Here is a 16,345-nt window from a genome sequence, read left to right as displayed (position 1 = left end):
GTCCATTATGGAAGAGGCTGACAAACTCAGGATTTTATAAAGTTCGCTATCGGAGTAATGAGTGCCGGGGATATAGGTAAAGGTTTGCCATCCGGATAGGTTGTTTCTGCTTCATTTTTGCCGGCGTGCGACATCCCGGGAATCAGGATTAACTGCGCGTCTGGTTTACAATGCTGCAGCAACGTGGCCTGTGCCGGAGGCACCTGCATATCTGCGGTCCCGTTCAGAATCAGCACGGGCATAGTGACGGTCTTCATCAGGGTGCAGGGATCAAAGCGAAAGGTGCTTTTCCAGAAAGCATAAAGAGACGGATTAAAGAGCGTGTTCAACGCGGCCGGCACATTGGCAGGATCATTTCCGTTGCGCAAGGCGGTCAGGATATCCGGCAACTGCTGATACAGCGACTTATCCAGCCTGGATTTCAATTGTGCCAGCAGCAACTGATCCATTGTTTCGCCGGGACCTGCAAAAGACACCAGGCTTTTGAAAGAATGTGTAGTGGCCAGTTTCATGCCTATCAATGCTCCCTCACTATGACCTATTACAGATACCGATTTAAAACGGCGATCTTTTTGCAGGTGGGTGAGCCAAATAGCTGCATCATTGGCGTAATCATCCAGCGTAGTAGCGGCAGCCGGCTTTGTGAAGCCCGTGCTCTCTCCTATGCCGCGTTTATTGTAACGCAGCGAGGCAATGCCATTGGCCGCGAGTGCGGCTGCCAGCTGCTGATAAGAAGATCCGTTGCGTGGGGTGGACAGCGGATTATTCCCGTTACGGTCGGTAGGTCCGGAACCGGCAATGATCAATACCAACGGAAAGGGCGCGTTCCCTTCTGGGAGCGTCAATGTTCCTAATAAAAGCCCCTGATCCGCTGTAGCAACGGAATCGGGAGATTCATTGGTTTGCAGTGAAACCGGTTTAGGTCTTGTGGCGGCGATAAAAAATCCGGCGATGTGGTGAGCACTGTCGAGTACCACGCGGAAGATAATGATGCCGTTGGCAAAGCGATTATCTGCCATCACAATCGTATATGCGCCATCCCGGCTGGTTTGCTGGGAAGTAAAGGCTTCCCATTTTCCATTTCCCTGTTCCAGTTGCTGCCAGATGCCGTTGAGCATATCCGGCGTCACTTTCTTCTTCATATTGGCATCCATGTGTTCCATAGCGCCGATCCAGTTTCCTTTACCCATCTGTTCAAAGAAGTGATTCACCACGGGATCTTTTTGCTGTGCGGTCAGCGTGTAGCATATGCAGCACAGGATCAGTAATAAGTATCCTTTTTTCATAGGTCGGGAGTTTGTTGGATTATCTTTTTGTAGATGATGTAAGAATAGATGAATGTGATAGCAGTAGACGTAAGTATCACCGTTGTCATTACTGCATACAACTGTTTTTCATCGACGATCAGAGACAGAATAAAGCCGGTAATACCAGCGATGAATAACACCACGCCGCCGAGGTGATGTGTTTTACGCCAGACGGTTTCATTTTTAAGTGTCCAGGGTGTGCGGATCCCAAAGAAATAATTGGGGCGTACATTGTACATGAGGTTACCACAGATAGCGAGGAACACAAAGATAAACTGTGGAATCAGCCGCAGCACATTCAGTTGTCCCGCAGCCAGCAGGATACAAACCGGCCCAATCGACATGATGACATGCGTTCCTGTCCATATCACCACATACGCCTTCCTGGACAAAGGTTTTACCTCACTGCGCTCATACAACAGGGCAAACATACGGTACATCATTACGTTGACCAGTACCAGCGCCACCGCGCCTGCGGTAATACCCCACAGGGTACCGTTTCCACTGGCTATCTTCCCGGTAGCATTCAGCATTTCATATATGGGAACACCACTTAAGAACACGACCAGGACTGCTTTGAATCCATACAGGTAAGGCCCTGCCAGCTTGAACTGTTTTATTTTCTCTTCGCTGAATGGAAATGGCAGCAGCGGTATACTCATCGATACATACACGATCAGCGCGCCGATAAAGGTGCTAAAAGTATTCGCCAGCGGCGCCATATAGGTATCCACTATCCACTTCCCGTCTTTGATAGAATAATGGGAGGGCAGTTTTTCAGGCAGTTGTGGTAACAGCCACACATACACTAAAAAAGGGGTGAACATGAACAGGATCAGCGGGATTTCTCTTAACCATTTATTTTCCTTCATATCTGGTAACGGGTTTTATTTTAGGTAATGCCTCAGCGGTGAACTGTAACATCCATTTCAGCAATTCATCCATCACAGTGGTGTTCAGTGAATAAAATACAAACTGCCCTTTCTTTACACTGGTGAGCAGTTCGGCCTGTTTCAGGAGGTCGAGGTGATGAGAAATAGTGGGCTTGGAAAAGTTAAAATGCTCCGCTATCTGACCGGCAGTCAGGTCCTCTTTTTTAAGGAGTTCGAGTATATCGCGTCGGGTTTTATCATTGAGCGCTTTAAATACGTTGTTCATAAGGCATATATTTAGACAACTATCTAAATACTAAATTAGGAGAATTTAGCGGGACCGGCAAAATAAAGATGAAGCTTGGAAAGATGATATGACAGATGATCATCATCAGCTAATAAAAATAGCAGCGCCTCCTTTTTGGGGAAAACGCTGCTGTGGCGGAAGTGAGAGGTAAAGGGATCTTAGCAAACTGCTAAGGAAGTATTTCAATAGCCGTTCCCTCCTGCCAGTGTTTATGCTCAGGCGTGTAATACAGGTAACAGTTACTGGCTTTGCCTTTATACTTACCGGGTACGTCTGCTTTCAGGTCGAGATGGATCGTTTTGGTTTCACCCGGGCTGAATCCCATCCAATAGAGTACGAGGTAATTATCAAAAATTTCATAGTAGGCCACTTCATTCTTCTGGGTCAGCTCTTTTAACTGCCAGGGTTGAAGAGACAGACCGGCCGGAATACCAATCTTTGCGATGGACATGGGTTGCAGTGCGGACGCCATATTTTTCACCTGGATATTCATCCTCACCGTTTCTCCTGTTTTCGTGCGGGTATCACTGAGGGTGGTCGCCAACTGAAGAACCGCTTCGGGGTTGCTGGCGGGTTGCATCGTGTAGTAGGCCACTTCCATACTGTATGGCACTTCTGCCTCCGCGGAACGGTACGTTACACTGAAATTATTGGCGCCGCTCTTCACTGCTTTTTCAGCGCCGCTCCCTTTTTCGATAGTCATGTTATTGAGCTGAAAGGCGATGTCTTCTTTGCTGAATTTGCCTTTCAGTTTCGTATAATCTATAATTGCCTGAAGGGCCAGCACGGTAGCCTGCGTAGCACCGTAACCGTAGTATGTTTTTGCCGAAAGTATTTCAGAGATACATTTTGCCATGGCTGCCTTGTCCGGTACCGCTTCCCGCGCGAGGGCCATCGTATATAACGATAACGCCTCTACGCGGAGGGAAGCATCCCGGGAGTTAACGACGGAAGTACTCAATATCAGTTCCTTCCGCTGATAGCTTTCTTTCAGGGCTGTCATCAGCCGGTTATAATCGGCCGTATTCTTTACATTACTGGCTGCCAGTGACATAAGTCCCATCTGGTAGGCATCTTTGGATGCCAGCGCCTTTTGGACTCCTGCTTCATATTCTTTTTGTATTTCGGCGCCGATACCCGCCTGTGTTAACGCATATACGATATAGAGATTGGCTATATGGTTGGGAACGGAAGCAAACTTATCATAGCCAGTGGATGACAATTTAAATCCACCTTGCCCGTCGCGGCGACTTAGCAGGAACGCTTTGGTACGGGCCAGCATGCCTTTGTCCACGTCTATAAAATCCTTCATGTCAGTAAACTCCAGTAAGCCATAAGCGGTAAGCGCTTCATGCGGTGGTGTTTTGCCAAACCATTCGAAGCCCCTGTCGGATGTTTCGAAGCCGATCAGTTTTTTATAGCCGGTCTGGATGTAATTCATTGCCCGTTGTTCTACTTCACGATTGGAGCGGCCAGTTTCTTTCAGGTATTTCAGGATCAGGATATTGGGATAAGTGCTGGAAGAAGTTTGCTCAAAGCAGCCATAGGGCTCCCTGAGCATAGATTCGATACCATCCAGGAGCTGGCCCTCCAGGGTGCTGAATACCTGTAGTTTTGTACGGATACTGCCTTTCACCGGTTGATTCACAATAAACGAATGCTCGGCGGATTTATCACCGGAGAAGATATAGATTACCGGGAAACCACGCTCTGCAACGGTAACGGGAAGTGCCAGTGTTTCGCTGCCGGCATTTCCATTGACCGTGAATTTGACGATGCCGCTGGTAGGTGCAATGGCCTCCAATGGAACGAGTACCTGTCGCGCACTGTTGGCAGCCACCGTGATGGTGTTTTCAAATTTACCGGCCGACATGTTCTCCGGTAGCGTAAGACTGATATCCAGCTCCAGGCCGGATGTGCCATTATTTTTCAGTACCAGCGGAATCAACGCCCGATCACCTACAGAGAGGTAAGGCGGAATCCTGGCATCTATCTGCAATGCGCTGCGGGTAGACCAGGTCGCTTCTGTTCTGCCTGGCTTGCCATTCCAGGCAATACCTTCTGCAATTGCACGGAAGGTGGTTGCGGCATCAGAATTATAGAACTCCAGTGTAGCCGTTCCCGTATTCCCGGTTTGCACTGTTGGATTCCAATAGATCGTTTCCCGGAAATCATTTCGTTCTTTCGTCTCCGTAGTGGCATAGCGTGGTGCGTAAAAACGACGGGAAGCGGCGAAATTAGGTATTCCTCCTGCTACGGAGGCGGTGGCGTAATAACTCTTTCCGTTCAGCTTCAATTGGAGGCTTGCTGCTTTTTTTCGTTTAGTGGTTACCGCAATAACGCCATTGGCGGCTCTTGCGCCATACAAGGCGGTGGCCTGCATGGATTTAAGTACCTCAATATGCTCTATATCGTTTGGATTGAGGTTAGGATCAAATCGATCCATGGGGATGCCATCTATCACATACAAAGGTTCGTTGTTCCCGGTAACAGAAGCATTGCCTCTTATCCTCAGGTTCGGCTGGGCGCCAGGATTAGCGACGGGCGTGACCACCAATCCCCCCACCCTGCCCTGAAGCAGCATGGGTATGTTTAAAACCGGTATATTCTCAAGATCTTTCCCGGTTACGGTCGTCACAGCCCCGGTTAGATTGGCTTTCTTCTGTGCACCATAAGCCACCACCACTACCTCACTCAATGCCTTATCTGATCCCAATGTGTTATCCATTTTTACAATGTCCCTGACCGCATTGGCATCACCTTTCTTCTGTGGTATTATCGGTAACGGATATACGGCCTGTCGAAAGGGAATAATTTTTTCCTGCAGTTTGCGGCTGCGGATACCATTAAACTCCACACCATTCTGTTCTATACGTATGCTCACCTGCTCCCTTGATTTACGGGACCTGGCGATGAGATAATAATGGCTGTAGGCATCGAGATGAGCGAAAAAGAAAGCGCCATCGGGGTCTGTTGTCATTTGAGTAGCCCTTCCCCGGTCCTGCACATTAATGAGAAATACAGTTGCCCTTACCGGTTCATTCTTTCTGTTCACCACCACGCCGCTCAACACACGCCCTTCGTCCGGGAAATATTTCAGAGAGTCCCCGCCGGCTGTTCCGGGGATATAACTGAAATACCGGTAGCCATGGGTCAGCATCACCAGATCCAGCGCGGGATCCGCCTTAGGTTCATCTCTCCGGAAATAAAATGAGGGCTCTTCAATCTTCCCGTGCAACTCACTGCTCATCAGCAACCAGGATAAAATATGATCTTGCTTATCATCTGCAAAAGACCAGAGTTTATCATCCATCACAGATAAGGATAAATTAGCAGGGAGCGGCTGGCCTTGCCTGTCGGTGGTTTTAACGGTCATCACTACTTTTTCCCGGGGGAGGTATTGCGACTTATCCGTGGTCACGCTGACTTGCAGCACGTTACTTTTATTGAGGAATACCAGTCTTTCTGCGATAGGCTGCTGATCCATCGCAACAAGGGTAAAACGCGCTATACCGGCAGGAAAAATACTGGTATCAATGGTAATTGTCTGTGTCCCTGCTTTCAGGTCCAGCGTTTTTGTATAAAAAGAAACCGATTTTGTTTGCCCCAACAACGTTACCCGCCGGGCGTTTTTACTGGAGATATCCATCAACAGCTGTCCCTCTCTGGCGTTCAGATTCATCACGAGTCCATCATCTGTGAAAGTGGGAAAAGAATACGTTTGGGAGATGTTCAAAGGCGAAGTAATTTTCACCGAATACTTTTCACCGGATTGTGGGGTAAATCGAAATTTTCCCATTCCGCCATAGTAGCTGTCAAAGGCAGCCACTTTATTACCTGCATGATCCAGCACCACGCCTTTTACATCCACTGGTTTACCATGTTCGTTCACCGCCCGGAAGGCAATATTACTATTGAGACCCGCTACCAGCGTACCTCCTTCCGGGAGCAGCTGCAGGTCTATTTTATTCAGCACGATAGGGATGCTCCGGGAAATAGCTTCTGTGTAGGCATCATAATCGATCGTCACATTCAGCAAACCATCGGTGGTATTGAGATCGGACGGCAGGGTAAACCTCAGTTGTACTTTTCCGTCTTTGCCCGTTGTAGCTACAGATGATTGTATAACGGTACCGCCTATACTTATTTTATAATTTATTTTATACCCTGCAACAGGTTGATCAGAAAGATTCCTGATGGCATAATCTGCCGTCACTTCATCCCCGGGGCCATAGCCTTTCTGTGGAAAATCCAGCTTCATCAGCACCCTGGGCGGAATCACCTTTTGTAAGGTCAGTTCTTTTACAAAGAAGGTACTATCGGCTTCATTACGCATCCAGGTGGTATAGGCTTTCAGTTTATAACTACCTCCCGGTGCATCCGGCATAAAAGCATACGACCCTTCGGCATAGCCATCATTCACCTCGTAATTTTGTTTTGCCAGCACCTTTCCGGATGGATCTATTACTTCCACATATGCTACTTTACTGAGTTTGGCGGGCGTCTGGTCTTTTGCATTCACTACGTACAATTTGAAAAACAGTTCCTCACCGGGTTGAAAAAAAACATGACTGGTATGCAGGTAAATTTTTTCTTTAAAAGAGTTGTAATCGTATTGCTGTGCGCTACCTGCAAGCGAAAGCAGCAGACATACTAAAAGGCAGCTGATGATATTTTTCATAATCTCAGAATTGAAGGGCTACATTAAAACCAACCGTTTTAGTGGAAGGCAGGTTAAAGAAATCCAGTCCGCTACTGTTGGGCTGATCAAATAATAATTGTTCGGGGTCAACGCCTTTGTAGGGAGACCATAAGACGACGTTATTGATATAGGCAGCCAGGGTTATCTTCTGTATGATGCCCCGAAAATCCAGCTGGTAAGAGAGTTTCAGACTATTCAGCCGGAGCCAGTCGGCCCGCTCCACGTAATCGGCAGCTACGCCACCGATGCCATACCTGACCCAGCGATTCTTACTGACATCCTGCTTCGTATTGTAAAAATCCACCGGGATATTATTGGGTGTACCATCTGTTTGCAAGCCTGTGAAAACATACCCGGTAATATTCCGCATTTCTCCTGATTGCCCGGAACGTCCGTAATAGTCGAGGATAGCCCGGGTACCATTCCATCTGTCGCCACCGTGTTTCCATTCCAGGTCGGCCTGCAAAAGGAAATTTTTCCAGGCCAGCCTGCTATTGGATTTTACGAGGAAATCCGGAATAGGGTTTCCGATGACAGCGGGATATTTTGCAGCCATAGGAAACCCATCTGCACCGATGATCTGGTTGCCGGCGGCATCGCGTTCCCAGGTACTTCCTACGATTACGCCCAGTGGCCGGCCTTCAATCAGTGCGGTATGAACATCGCTGAATCCCGCTATGGGAGTGTAATTATAGCCATCGTTAACTTTCGTCACCTTGTTGCGGTAGGTATAAAAAGAGAGGCTTTGCGAAAAAACCGGCCGGTCTTTTGAATAAGGGGTAGATATGGCCAGCGAAAGATCGATTCCCTGGCTGCGGTGATTTCCTACGTTTCTCAATACCAGTTGCCCTGCTGCATCTACCGGAAACAGGTCGTGATGAACGTTTCTGCTGAACGCTGTAGCAGAGAAGCTCCATAAACCGCCATTTGTTACTTCCAGGGTACCTGTCCATTCCTGCTGAAATATCGGATCCAGATGATCATAACTTTTCACTTCCTCCGTCTGCAGGTATTTTCCGGCATCCCTGATACTGTACCGGAGCAGGTTTACATATGCCAGTGATCTGTTGAGGGCCAGTTCCGTGGCGTTGGTAGCGTATCCGCTTTTCAGCGAGAGATCCCAGTTGGAATATGGCAGGCTGTATTTGGCTGCCAGACTGATGTCTGGTAAGAAATAATAACTTTTCGCAGCGGTATTGGACAGATAGCTTTTATTGCCAAGTCCGAGCAACAGTTCGGTACGGGAGAAGCCACTATAAGTATTTGTGGCGTGCAGATGGAGTTCCTGTGTTGTCCGTTGCCAGGTGTACCTGCCGGGAAACAACGACTGATAGCTGGTGTTGGTGCGGAAATCCGAAAGCGTATAACCGGCTTTGACATTAGTGGTTACGTATGTTATGTTGTCAAAAAAGGTCTTGCTGGTTTCACCAGTGAGTATATATTGCCTGTCGCGCTGCTTCCGTTCCAGCAGCATCCCTTCCGGAAATGCAGCGGTACCTGGTTTGTAGCTTTCGTTGCTGTTTGCCTCTTTATTTTCGAAAGATTGTGTCACTTTATATTTCATCTTATTCCATACATCCCTTTCCAGGACCAGGCTGGCCTGGTGAGTACCTGACAGGAAGCGGTGACCGTTGTCACGCAATAAAAACCCGGGGTTATCGGCTCCTGGCTGATAACTCCGCTGACCGGCGTTTAACGTGTATCCCTGTCCGTTATCAAAGCTAACCGGAGTAAGCAGGGATTGCTGATAGACCCTGTTCAGGAACCCGCTTCTGTTGGTATTGGAAAACTCCTCCTGCAGATAGTTGTACCGGCCCTTTATAAGCAACCATTTTTTCCGGGTGCTTCCGGAAAGCTCCAGGCTTTTCGACTGGTTGCTGTTGTCCCGGATAAATGTATTCTCTTTGGTATGCCCTACCAGGAAGCCAAATTCATGAAGCGGTACGCCATTGACCAGCATTTTTGTGTTTACGCTGAAACGTTGGGCAAACAGGCTTCCTGTTCTGAAAATATTATTCGTATAGCCCGCAGGGTGATGACCGTTGCCGGAGCCAGCTGCCACGAGTTTTCCATTGATATCGTAAGGATAGGAACTACCATCATATTCCAGTTGGGACAATGCAGGGCCGTAACTGAATGGCTCAGCGGTTTCCGGTCCCTGCCACTTGGCAGCTCCCATTAAGGATCGTCCCTGTGTATAGGTGGATTGAAGCGCCGGCAGCCGGTTGATGGTGCTAAATGCAATACCGGCGTAATAGTCGCCACTGATCCGCAGCTCCCGGGGATACGCTGCGCTCATTTTCAACTCATTGCCACTAACAACCACCTTACGTAAAGGGGTATTCAGATTGAATATTCTTCTGGTGCGGAGTTCTTTATGCCAGTTGGTAACGGGTAGCCTTACGAGGCTATCGTTATGCACCAGGCGGTAGTAATCCGTCGACAAAACAGGGGAAACCGGATAGGTTTGTTGTGCAAAAATCAGGGAGGGCGATAAGAGCAACAGTAGTAAATATTTCAAGGCACGTATTTTTACATTTATCAATATAAGGTATATTTCTAAAGTATCTAAAGCGCGCTTTAACCTGTGGATGAATATTTCATAGCGGTATCTTTATATCTGAATTTGATTGATAATAAAATAATTACGACACATACTTATCTACCTGCACCTCAAAATGATTTGTTCATTTCCCGCATGATGCCGGTTTAAAACAAATTCCATAAAGAGAGATAAAAAAATAATTTTTCTTCTCCTGCTGAAAAAAACGATGAAAGAATTGCGTTGAAATATTAAACTTGCAAACTGAAAAAACTCCCTTGCCTGTATGATGTACCGATTGTCGTTGCTGTTATTAATAGCAGCTATTTGTTTTTCCTGCAAAAAAGAAAAGAATTCTCCTCAGCTTGCCGGGTCATGGCAAAGCGTTGTGCAGTTCTATTCCAACGGAAACTGGGAGTACATTAATGTGGACAGTATCAGGGCTGCCGGCAAATTCAACTATGTATTAAATAGTAATCGTACCGGCTCCTTTACACGAATGGTAATACCGGAAACAACAACGCGACCGGTTAATATCCCGGCCAAATGGTTACCGGGCATGGGTAGTGGCACAGTGACCACAGGGCCGCTCCAGGTGCCTTTCCAGCCCAAGTATAAAACAGTGGCTGGCTTCTGGGAATATCATGCCGGTACAAAAAAAATGGTGTTGCTCGATGCGCAACGTCAAACATTGGAATCCTGGGAATTTGAAGAAGTGAGTGATCAGCAGATGACAACGCCGGCGTCTCTTCTTAGTTTACCTCTTCCCTTAACTAACGTCCCTTATAGCATAAAAGCGCGGGTGGTGTTTATTAAAAAATAAACAACTCTTTGATCCTGATTGCCAGGTGGAAAAAGATACTTAACTTAAGAAAGTATTTTTTCATCATTAAAACCTCAGTATGACTATGAAACTGAAACTCCTAAGCACCCTGATCCTTTCTATGGGAATCCTGTTTATGGTATCCTGCAAAAGCAAGCCCAAAGATGCGGACATCCAGGCTGCTGTTACCACGGCCTTACAGTCCACTCCCGGTGTTAGTGCAGATGTGAAAGACGGAGTAGTCACTCTTTCCGGAGCGGTAGCGTCACAGGCCGACAAAGATGCGGCTGAAGCTGCTGTAAAATTGAACCAGGGAGTGAAAAGTGTTGTTAACAATGTTACGGTAACACCGCCTCCTCCTCCACCCGCGCCTACTCCTGAAGTAACTGCTGATGATGCGTTAAAAACTTCTGTTGCATCTATCGTAAAAGACTTCCCCGGTATCCAGGCGGATGTTAAAGATGGTGTTATCATCATCACCGGTGAACAGAAAGCTGATCGTTGGAAGAAATTGAAAATAGCGCTGGACGCCTTGAAGCCTAAGAAAGTAGACGCTTCCGGTTTAAAAGTTAAATAATCTTTTTCTCTAAAACTTCACAATCATGGCAGCATTACAGGATAAATACAAGGAGCTTATTGACGCGGCTACTGAAGCCAACACTACTGATCTGAAAGTAAGTGAACTGGATGGAGTATTGCATATTGACGGCATTGCTCCAAGCGGTGCTGTAAAAGATCAGTTATGGGATATCTATGGAAAGATAGATCCAAATTTCCTGACAGGAGATGTGGTGATGAATATCAATGTAGCGACCGCCGTTGAAGGTGCGAAATTGAAAGTCGTTACAGAATCTTCCAACCTGAACGTGCGTCAGGGTCCGGGCACAGATCAACCCATTGTAGGTAAAGCAGCACATGGCGCTACCGTTACGTTGATCAGCAAACAAAGCGATCAGTGGTGGCTCATCCGCACTGATAGCGGCGCAGAAGGCTATGCTTACGCACAGTACCTGCAACCCATAGAATAACAACAAACAGTTGAATACAAAAAGGGGAATAACGTGCTGTTATTCCCCTTTTTTATTAAGATCATAATTCCATCGACAATATCGGGAATGGTTTTCCCATGCCATCGGTAGCCGACCGGGATACCACTTTAAAGCCGGCGTGCAGATAAAAGCCAACCGCCTGCGGATTCTGCTCATTTACATCTACTGCGTTAACTCCTTTCTCCCGGATAGCATATCCCAGCAGTGTTTTACCGATACCCATCCCCCTTGATTCCGGATGAATAAACAACATTTCTACCTTCCGTTCCGCGATTCCCATAAAGCCAATGATGTGTCCATCACTGTCCTTGATGCAAGAAAGTTCCACTGCCTTCAAATATTCATTAAGGATGAGTGGTTTGAAAAATGCAATATCCTCCGGTGTTAAAAAATCATGTGTGGCTGTTACGGAAGCTTCCCATACCGCTACTATTTCCGGATATGCTGCTTCCTCTACTGATTCAATCTGATGTTTCATAACTTATACTTATGAACGCAATTTACAAATTTGAATTTATTCCGGTTTCAGGCACCTGATTTTTATTACCCTCTTTTTTATGGTATGATAACCCGGTCGTGCCCCGGGAACTTATCTACCAGGGCGGCATCTACCTTAAAATTTCCCTGGAGCAGATCTTTAGGATTTCCGCTCAACCACATACTGAGATCTATGGCTTCGTACTGTCCGCTGTTAAAACCGATCAGAATTTTTAGTGTATCCGTTCCCGTATTCTTTATATAATGCCCTGCACCCATTGGTGCATAGCCGATATCTCCTTTTTCAAACTGGTCTACCACAAACTGATGTTCTGCCAGGAAAACGCCCATCTCAGCGGTCCCCTGTAAATAATATTGCCATTCATCGCCATTTGGATGCCAGTGTAACTCCCGGAGACCGCCTGGTGCAATTTCCAAAATGCTGCCGGTGATTGTACGTGCAATCGGGAATTCCTTTTGCGTTACCAGCTTTTGTGTACCTCCACCGGGAAACAGTTTCGGCTGTTGTGCTTCCAATGGATAGCGATGCTGGGAAATGAGCGTAGCATCGGTAGTTTCCAGTGCAATCCCGGAACGGACATCCGGTATTACACTGTTGGCAAAATAGACTTCGCCCTTAGGCAGCTGCGCCACTTCCCCCGCTGTGATTCCCAGATTTTGCGCAACAATGGCCGCAGGCACACAGGAAATAAAGTCGGTGACGCTAAAAGTATGATCTTCCGAAAAATCGCCGTTATCAAAAATCAGGATAAAGTGACAAGGCTGCGGACCTACACATTGCAGCGCATGCCCGTAGCCCCGGGGGAAATACCACACATCACCCGGCTGGAAGAGATCCACGTAAGTTTTGCCATCGGGATGTACCACGGTGGTACGCATATTCCCTTCCACGACATAGGCCCATTCTGCGGCGTTGGCATGCCAGTGTAATTCCCGCATGGCTCCGGGCTCCAGCCGCATGCTCACGCCTGCCAGTCCTGCCGAAGCAGGAAATTCCCTCACAGAAGCACCACGGGTAATTCCGCCAGGACCGGTTCTTGGCTCTTTTTTCTCCAGTTGGTATTTAAAACTTAAGGACGCTTTCTCCATCGTATTACCTGTTTTAGTATTGCTACTAACAGGGAAAAAAGTCTTTTTGTTGAACCATCTGTGGTTTCAAGCGTAATAAGGCGGTGGTAAGTCAGCAACCAATAGCGCGTATTCCAGCACTGATGCGGGGAGCGAATCAAATATTCTCCATGATGATATTTATTGTTTTACTGTGATATTTATATCACTGCCAGCTGGATTTTTTTATGAAACGCATATTTGTTTTTTTGCGACCGGAAAACGTCCGGGCGTCAAATATTTTTTTACAATAGTGCTATGGGGAATAGGTTTGCGTAAAATAAGTATGATGCTGTCATTTTTCCCGGTCAACAGGTAAGTAAGTATGAAAAAGACGATCCCACAAACTGGTATAAAATCCAAAGTTGCCATGAACATCGCGGTGGTGTGCATGATGAAATGCGGATGTGCCCAATATCAAACCGGCCCACCTGTTCAACCTGGGATATGACTGCAAGGGTTCAAATCCCAGATGCCCTGCCACACCAAAAATCACATTCAACACCAGGTAAATAATAATGCTCCATATATTGTAAGTCCCCGACCATAGTATTAACAACCACAATATCCCAAATCCGGCCGTTTCAACAGGATGCAATACAAAAAGATCTATTGGCGTGGGGTTTACCGCTTCGTGATGCAGTGCATGTACCGCACGATAAAGGAAAGTATGATGAATTACATAATGGAACACATACATCAGCATATCCATCGCAAAAAAAAGAATAAGGGTATCTCCAACTATCACCGGCCCGGAGGTATAAGTCATCCGGATATATCCATGCTTCCACAACAATGCACCGGCTATCGTAATAACCGTATTGATCAGCACCGTCAGCAGCCCTATTTTCCACGCAGCTACAGTAACGCGCTGTATGGGCACATGATACCATTTTCTCATGGCATATCCTGCCAGCAATGCACCAGCAAAAACAAGCAGGTTTTGCAGCAGCAACAGGCATAAAAGTAGTGGTAATGGCAGGTTTACCAATCGCTCCAGGTACGCTTCCATGATTACTTCTTTTTCCGGATAGCCTGTAAGATACGAAGCTAAACGGAAAGGATATACGCATGCTGCTGTCATCAGGATATAAAAAACAACTAAAAAAAGGATTAATTCGTTCACTCCGCTTCCACCATTTCTCTCACATAAGCAATCATCCGGAAAAAAAATTTGGGTAACTCAAAAGTTACCTATACATTTGAGTAACTTAAAAGTTACGCATTATGGCCCAAAGTATTCGTCATCAGTATTTCTTTCCTCATCCTCCTGAGATTGTCTGGGAATACCTCACAAAAGTTGAACTAATGGAACTATGGCTGATGAAAAATGATTTTCAGCCCATCATAGGATATGATTTTCAATTTCGCACCAACCCGGTTCCCAGTCTCAATTTCGACGGTATTTTCTATTGCCGCGTCCTGGAAATAATTCCCTTTAAAAAGCTGTCCTATTCCTGGAAATGCGGGCCGGGAGATGGCAAAATCACGATTGATTCCATAGTTGTATGGCAATTACGGACAGCAGACGAAGGCACCACACTCCTCCTGGAGCATAGTGGTTTTTCGGAAACGGAAGATCTTAGCATGTACGCTGCATTAACAGATGGATGGCTGAAGAATTTACACAAGATTGCAGAACGTATAAAAGCAGCGCAACATGGCCCAGCCAACGCTTGACACCTTCCAGGTGATCGCCGATCCGAGCCGGCGGGAGATGCTGAGATTGCTCTCAGAAGACAGTCTGACGATCAACAGCCTCGCAGAGAATTTCGACATGAGCCGCCCTGCCGTATCAAAACATGTTAAAATACTGCATGCGGCAGGATTTATTTCCATCAGGGATATTGGCAGGGAAAGATATTGCACATTGAAACAGGAAGGATTCAGGGAGCTACAGGAATGGATCTCTTATTTCGACAAATTCTGGACCTCGAAATTGAAAAAGCTGGAAACGCTATTAAATAAAAAAATGTCTAATTAACTTTTTATGACTTCAGCAACACGAACTGTACAGGAAGTAGCCGCACGCTTTGACGAGCTGGCCCGACAGGAAAAATGGTTTGAAATACAGGAGGAACTTTTTGCAGAGCAGGTGAAAAGCATTGACCCTCCTCACTCTCCCTATCTGGGCTATGCCGAAGGTAAAGCGGCAGTCCGTAAAAAAGGGGAAGACTGGGTTAAAAAGATCCAGGCGGTACAGGGTGTTTATACCACTCCCGCTGTAATTGGCGGTCAGCATTTTGCAGTAGGCCGCGGCATGGATGTGATGGTGGAAGGATTTGGCCGCGTGAAGATTGATCAGATTATGCTATATGAAGTTAAAGATGGAGAGATTATATTAGAGCAATTCTTTTATTAGGATTGCTCCCTTTTCGTTGTAACCTTTTACCTTTTAATCCGTTATATGCTGGATAGCCGGGAGGTAACACGCCACCATGATGACCACAGGAATATAAGACCACCAGTGCTTTTATTTCCGCATCACCCAGGGAGCTATGAACTTGAGCAAAATGGAACCTGTTACAATAAGGAGAACGACAAAGGATTTACCATTGATGTTACTTGTTGCCATCACTACCCTCTTTCCGGGAATGTATATGATGGCAACAGGGCGCACCTTTATGTCAGGAGCTATTCTTACCCTGCTGGTGGTTACCCTTGCGTCCACCGCTTTTATCCAGATTTTCAAACAACACCAGTACCTGACATTAAGCAAAGAAGGCCTCACATTTTCTGATGGTGGTCAACAGCAGTTTCATACCTGGGACGAAATAGCTGCTTACCGGCTGGAAACGGATACCCGGTCGTTCTATTCAAATGAAATGAACAGTTACCAGGAAAGCACCACACACAATATCATATTAACGCTCCCCGAGGGTCGTTCCTCCCGTATCACTATCGACAAGCTCTCCAAAGGACCCGATGAAATTATCGCACTGTTTGATTTATATAAAACCTATAGCAGATCTTTGCGGATCAGCGAACCTTAGCAAGGGTGTTCAGAACCGGACATCTTCTATTTCAAAAATGAACAAACAGGCTTTCTCAGCAAGACTATCTAATTGCAAATCAACCACATAACTATCCGGCATTGTCTTGGCACCTTCTCCTGTCCAATACATTTCAATAACTTGC

15 protein-coding genes are annotated in these 16,345 nt (G+C 46.6%); 7 read left to right on the top strand and 8 right to left on the bottom strand.

Features of this window, described 5'->3' with window-relative positions; translation table 11 throughout:
* Positions 1-26: 26 nt before the first annotated feature.
* The 5 genes from BMW79_RS18170 to BMW79_RS18150 form a co-directional block, all read right to left on the bottom strand.
* Positions 27-1,286 carry an alpha/beta fold hydrolase gene (locus BMW79_RS18170; protein ID WP_089897085.1) on the bottom strand — a complete coding sequence of 420 codons (1,260 nt, stop codon included), beginning with the start codon at positions 1,284-1,286 and terminating at the stop codon, positions 27-29.
* On the bottom strand, positions 1,283-2,179 hold the full coding sequence (locus BMW79_RS18165; protein WP_089897084.1) for an SdpI family protein: 897 nt from the start codon (positions 2,177-2,179) through the stop codon (positions 1,283-1,285). The genes BMW79_RS18170 and BMW79_RS18165 overlap by 4 nt, the downstream gene beginning before the upstream one ends.
* Positions 2,166-2,465: an autorepressor SdpR family transcription factor gene (locus BMW79_RS18160; RefSeq protein ID WP_089897083.1), complete on the bottom strand. Its 300-nt coding sequence runs from the start codon at positions 2,463-2,465 to the stop codon at positions 2,166-2,168. The genes BMW79_RS18165 and BMW79_RS18160 overlap by 14 nt, the downstream gene beginning before the upstream one ends.
* 190 nt (positions 2,466-2,655) lie before the next feature.
* Positions 2,656-7,167 (bottom strand): TonB-dependent receptor plug domain-containing protein, encoded by a 4,512-nt coding sequence (locus BMW79_RS18155; RefSeq protein WP_089897082.1) that lies wholly within the window; start codon positions 7,165-7,167, stop codon positions 2,656-2,658.
* A 4-nt stretch (positions 7,168-7,171) separates the two neighbouring features.
* On the bottom strand, positions 7,172-9,709 hold the full coding sequence (locus BMW79_RS18150) for a SusC/RagA family TonB-linked outer membrane protein (RefSeq protein ID WP_089897081.1): 2,538 nt from the start codon (positions 9,707-9,709) through the stop codon (positions 7,172-7,174).
* A gap of 307 nt (positions 9,710-10,016) precedes the next feature.
* Here BMW79_RS18150 and BMW79_RS18145 point away from each other — a divergent pair, with 307 nt between their 5' ends.
* From BMW79_RS18145 to BMW79_RS18135, 3 genes are all read left to right on the top strand, one after another.
* Complete coding sequence (locus BMW79_RS18145; protein WP_143059211.1) at positions 10,017-10,553, top strand: hypothetical protein; 537 nt, start codon at positions 10,017-10,019, stop codon at positions 10,551-10,553.
* 85 nt (positions 10,554-10,638) lie between these two features.
* Positions 10,639-11,130: a BON domain-containing protein gene (locus BMW79_RS18140; RefSeq protein ID WP_089903902.1), complete on the top strand. Its 492-nt coding sequence runs from the start codon at positions 10,639-10,641 to the stop codon at positions 11,128-11,130.
* 25 nt (positions 11,131-11,155) lie between these two features.
* Positions 11,156-11,581, top strand: a complete 426-nt coding sequence (locus tag BMW79_RS18135) for an SH3 domain-containing protein (RefSeq protein ID WP_089897079.1) — start codon at positions 11,156-11,158, stop codon at positions 11,579-11,581.
* Positions 11,582-11,642: 61 nt separating this feature from the next.
* Here BMW79_RS18135 and BMW79_RS18130 read toward each other — a convergent pair whose 3' ends face one another.
* From BMW79_RS18130 to BMW79_RS18120, 3 genes are all read right to left on the bottom strand, one after another.
* Positions 11,643-12,080 carry a GNAT family N-acetyltransferase gene (locus tag BMW79_RS18130; RefSeq protein WP_089897078.1) on the bottom strand — a complete coding sequence of 146 codons (438 nt, stop codon included), beginning with the start codon at positions 12,078-12,080 and terminating at the stop codon, positions 11,643-11,645.
* 77 nt (positions 12,081-12,157) lie between these two features.
* The gene (locus BMW79_RS18125; protein WP_089897077.1) at positions 12,158-13,189 is read right to left on the bottom strand and encodes a cupin domain-containing protein; all 1,032 of its coding nucleotides are present in this window, start codon (positions 13,187-13,189) and stop codon (positions 12,158-12,160) included.
* A 313-nt stretch (positions 13,190-13,502) separates the two neighbouring features.
* On the bottom strand, positions 13,503-14,291 hold the full coding sequence (locus BMW79_RS18120; protein ID WP_245752579.1) for a sterol desaturase family protein: 789 nt from the start codon (positions 14,289-14,291) through the stop codon (positions 13,503-13,505).
* A gap of 143 nt (positions 14,292-14,434) precedes the next feature.
* Here BMW79_RS18120 and BMW79_RS18115 point away from each other — a divergent pair, with 143 nt between their 5' ends.
* The 4 genes from BMW79_RS18115 (at position 14,435) to BMW79_RS18100 (ending at position 16,200) form a co-directional block, all read left to right on the top strand.
* A complete protein-coding gene (locus BMW79_RS18115; protein WP_089897076.1) occupies positions 14,435-14,887 on the top strand; it encodes an SRPBCC family protein in 453 nt (150 codons plus the stop codon).
* Complete coding sequence (locus tag BMW79_RS18110) at positions 14,868-15,191, top strand: ArsR/SmtB family transcription factor (protein WP_089897075.1); 324 nt, start codon at positions 14,868-14,870, stop codon at positions 15,189-15,191. Before BMW79_RS18115 ends, BMW79_RS18110 begins: the two co-directional genes overlap by 20 nt.
* 6 nt (positions 15,192-15,197) lie before the next feature.
* The gene (locus BMW79_RS18105) at positions 15,198-15,569 is read left to right on the top strand and encodes a SnoaL-like domain-containing protein (RefSeq protein WP_089897074.1); all 372 of its coding nucleotides are present in this window, start codon (positions 15,198-15,200) and stop codon (positions 15,567-15,569) included.
* A gap of 193 nt (positions 15,570-15,762) precedes the next feature.
* Positions 15,763-16,200 (top strand): hypothetical protein, encoded by a 438-nt coding sequence (locus tag BMW79_RS18100; RefSeq protein ID WP_143059210.1) that lies wholly within the window; start codon positions 15,763-15,765, stop codon positions 16,198-16,200.
* Positions 16,201-16,345: the final 145 nt, after the last annotated feature.

It is taken from the genome of Chitinophaga arvensicola (genome assembly GCF_900110835.1).
In the GTDB taxonomy this organism is placed as follows: domain Bacteria; phylum Bacteroidota; class Bacteroidia; order Chitinophagales; family Chitinophagaceae; genus Chitinophaga; species Chitinophaga arvensicola.
The sequence above is the reverse complement of the archived record's forward strand: the minus strand, read 5'-3'. Positions and strand labels throughout refer to the sequence as shown.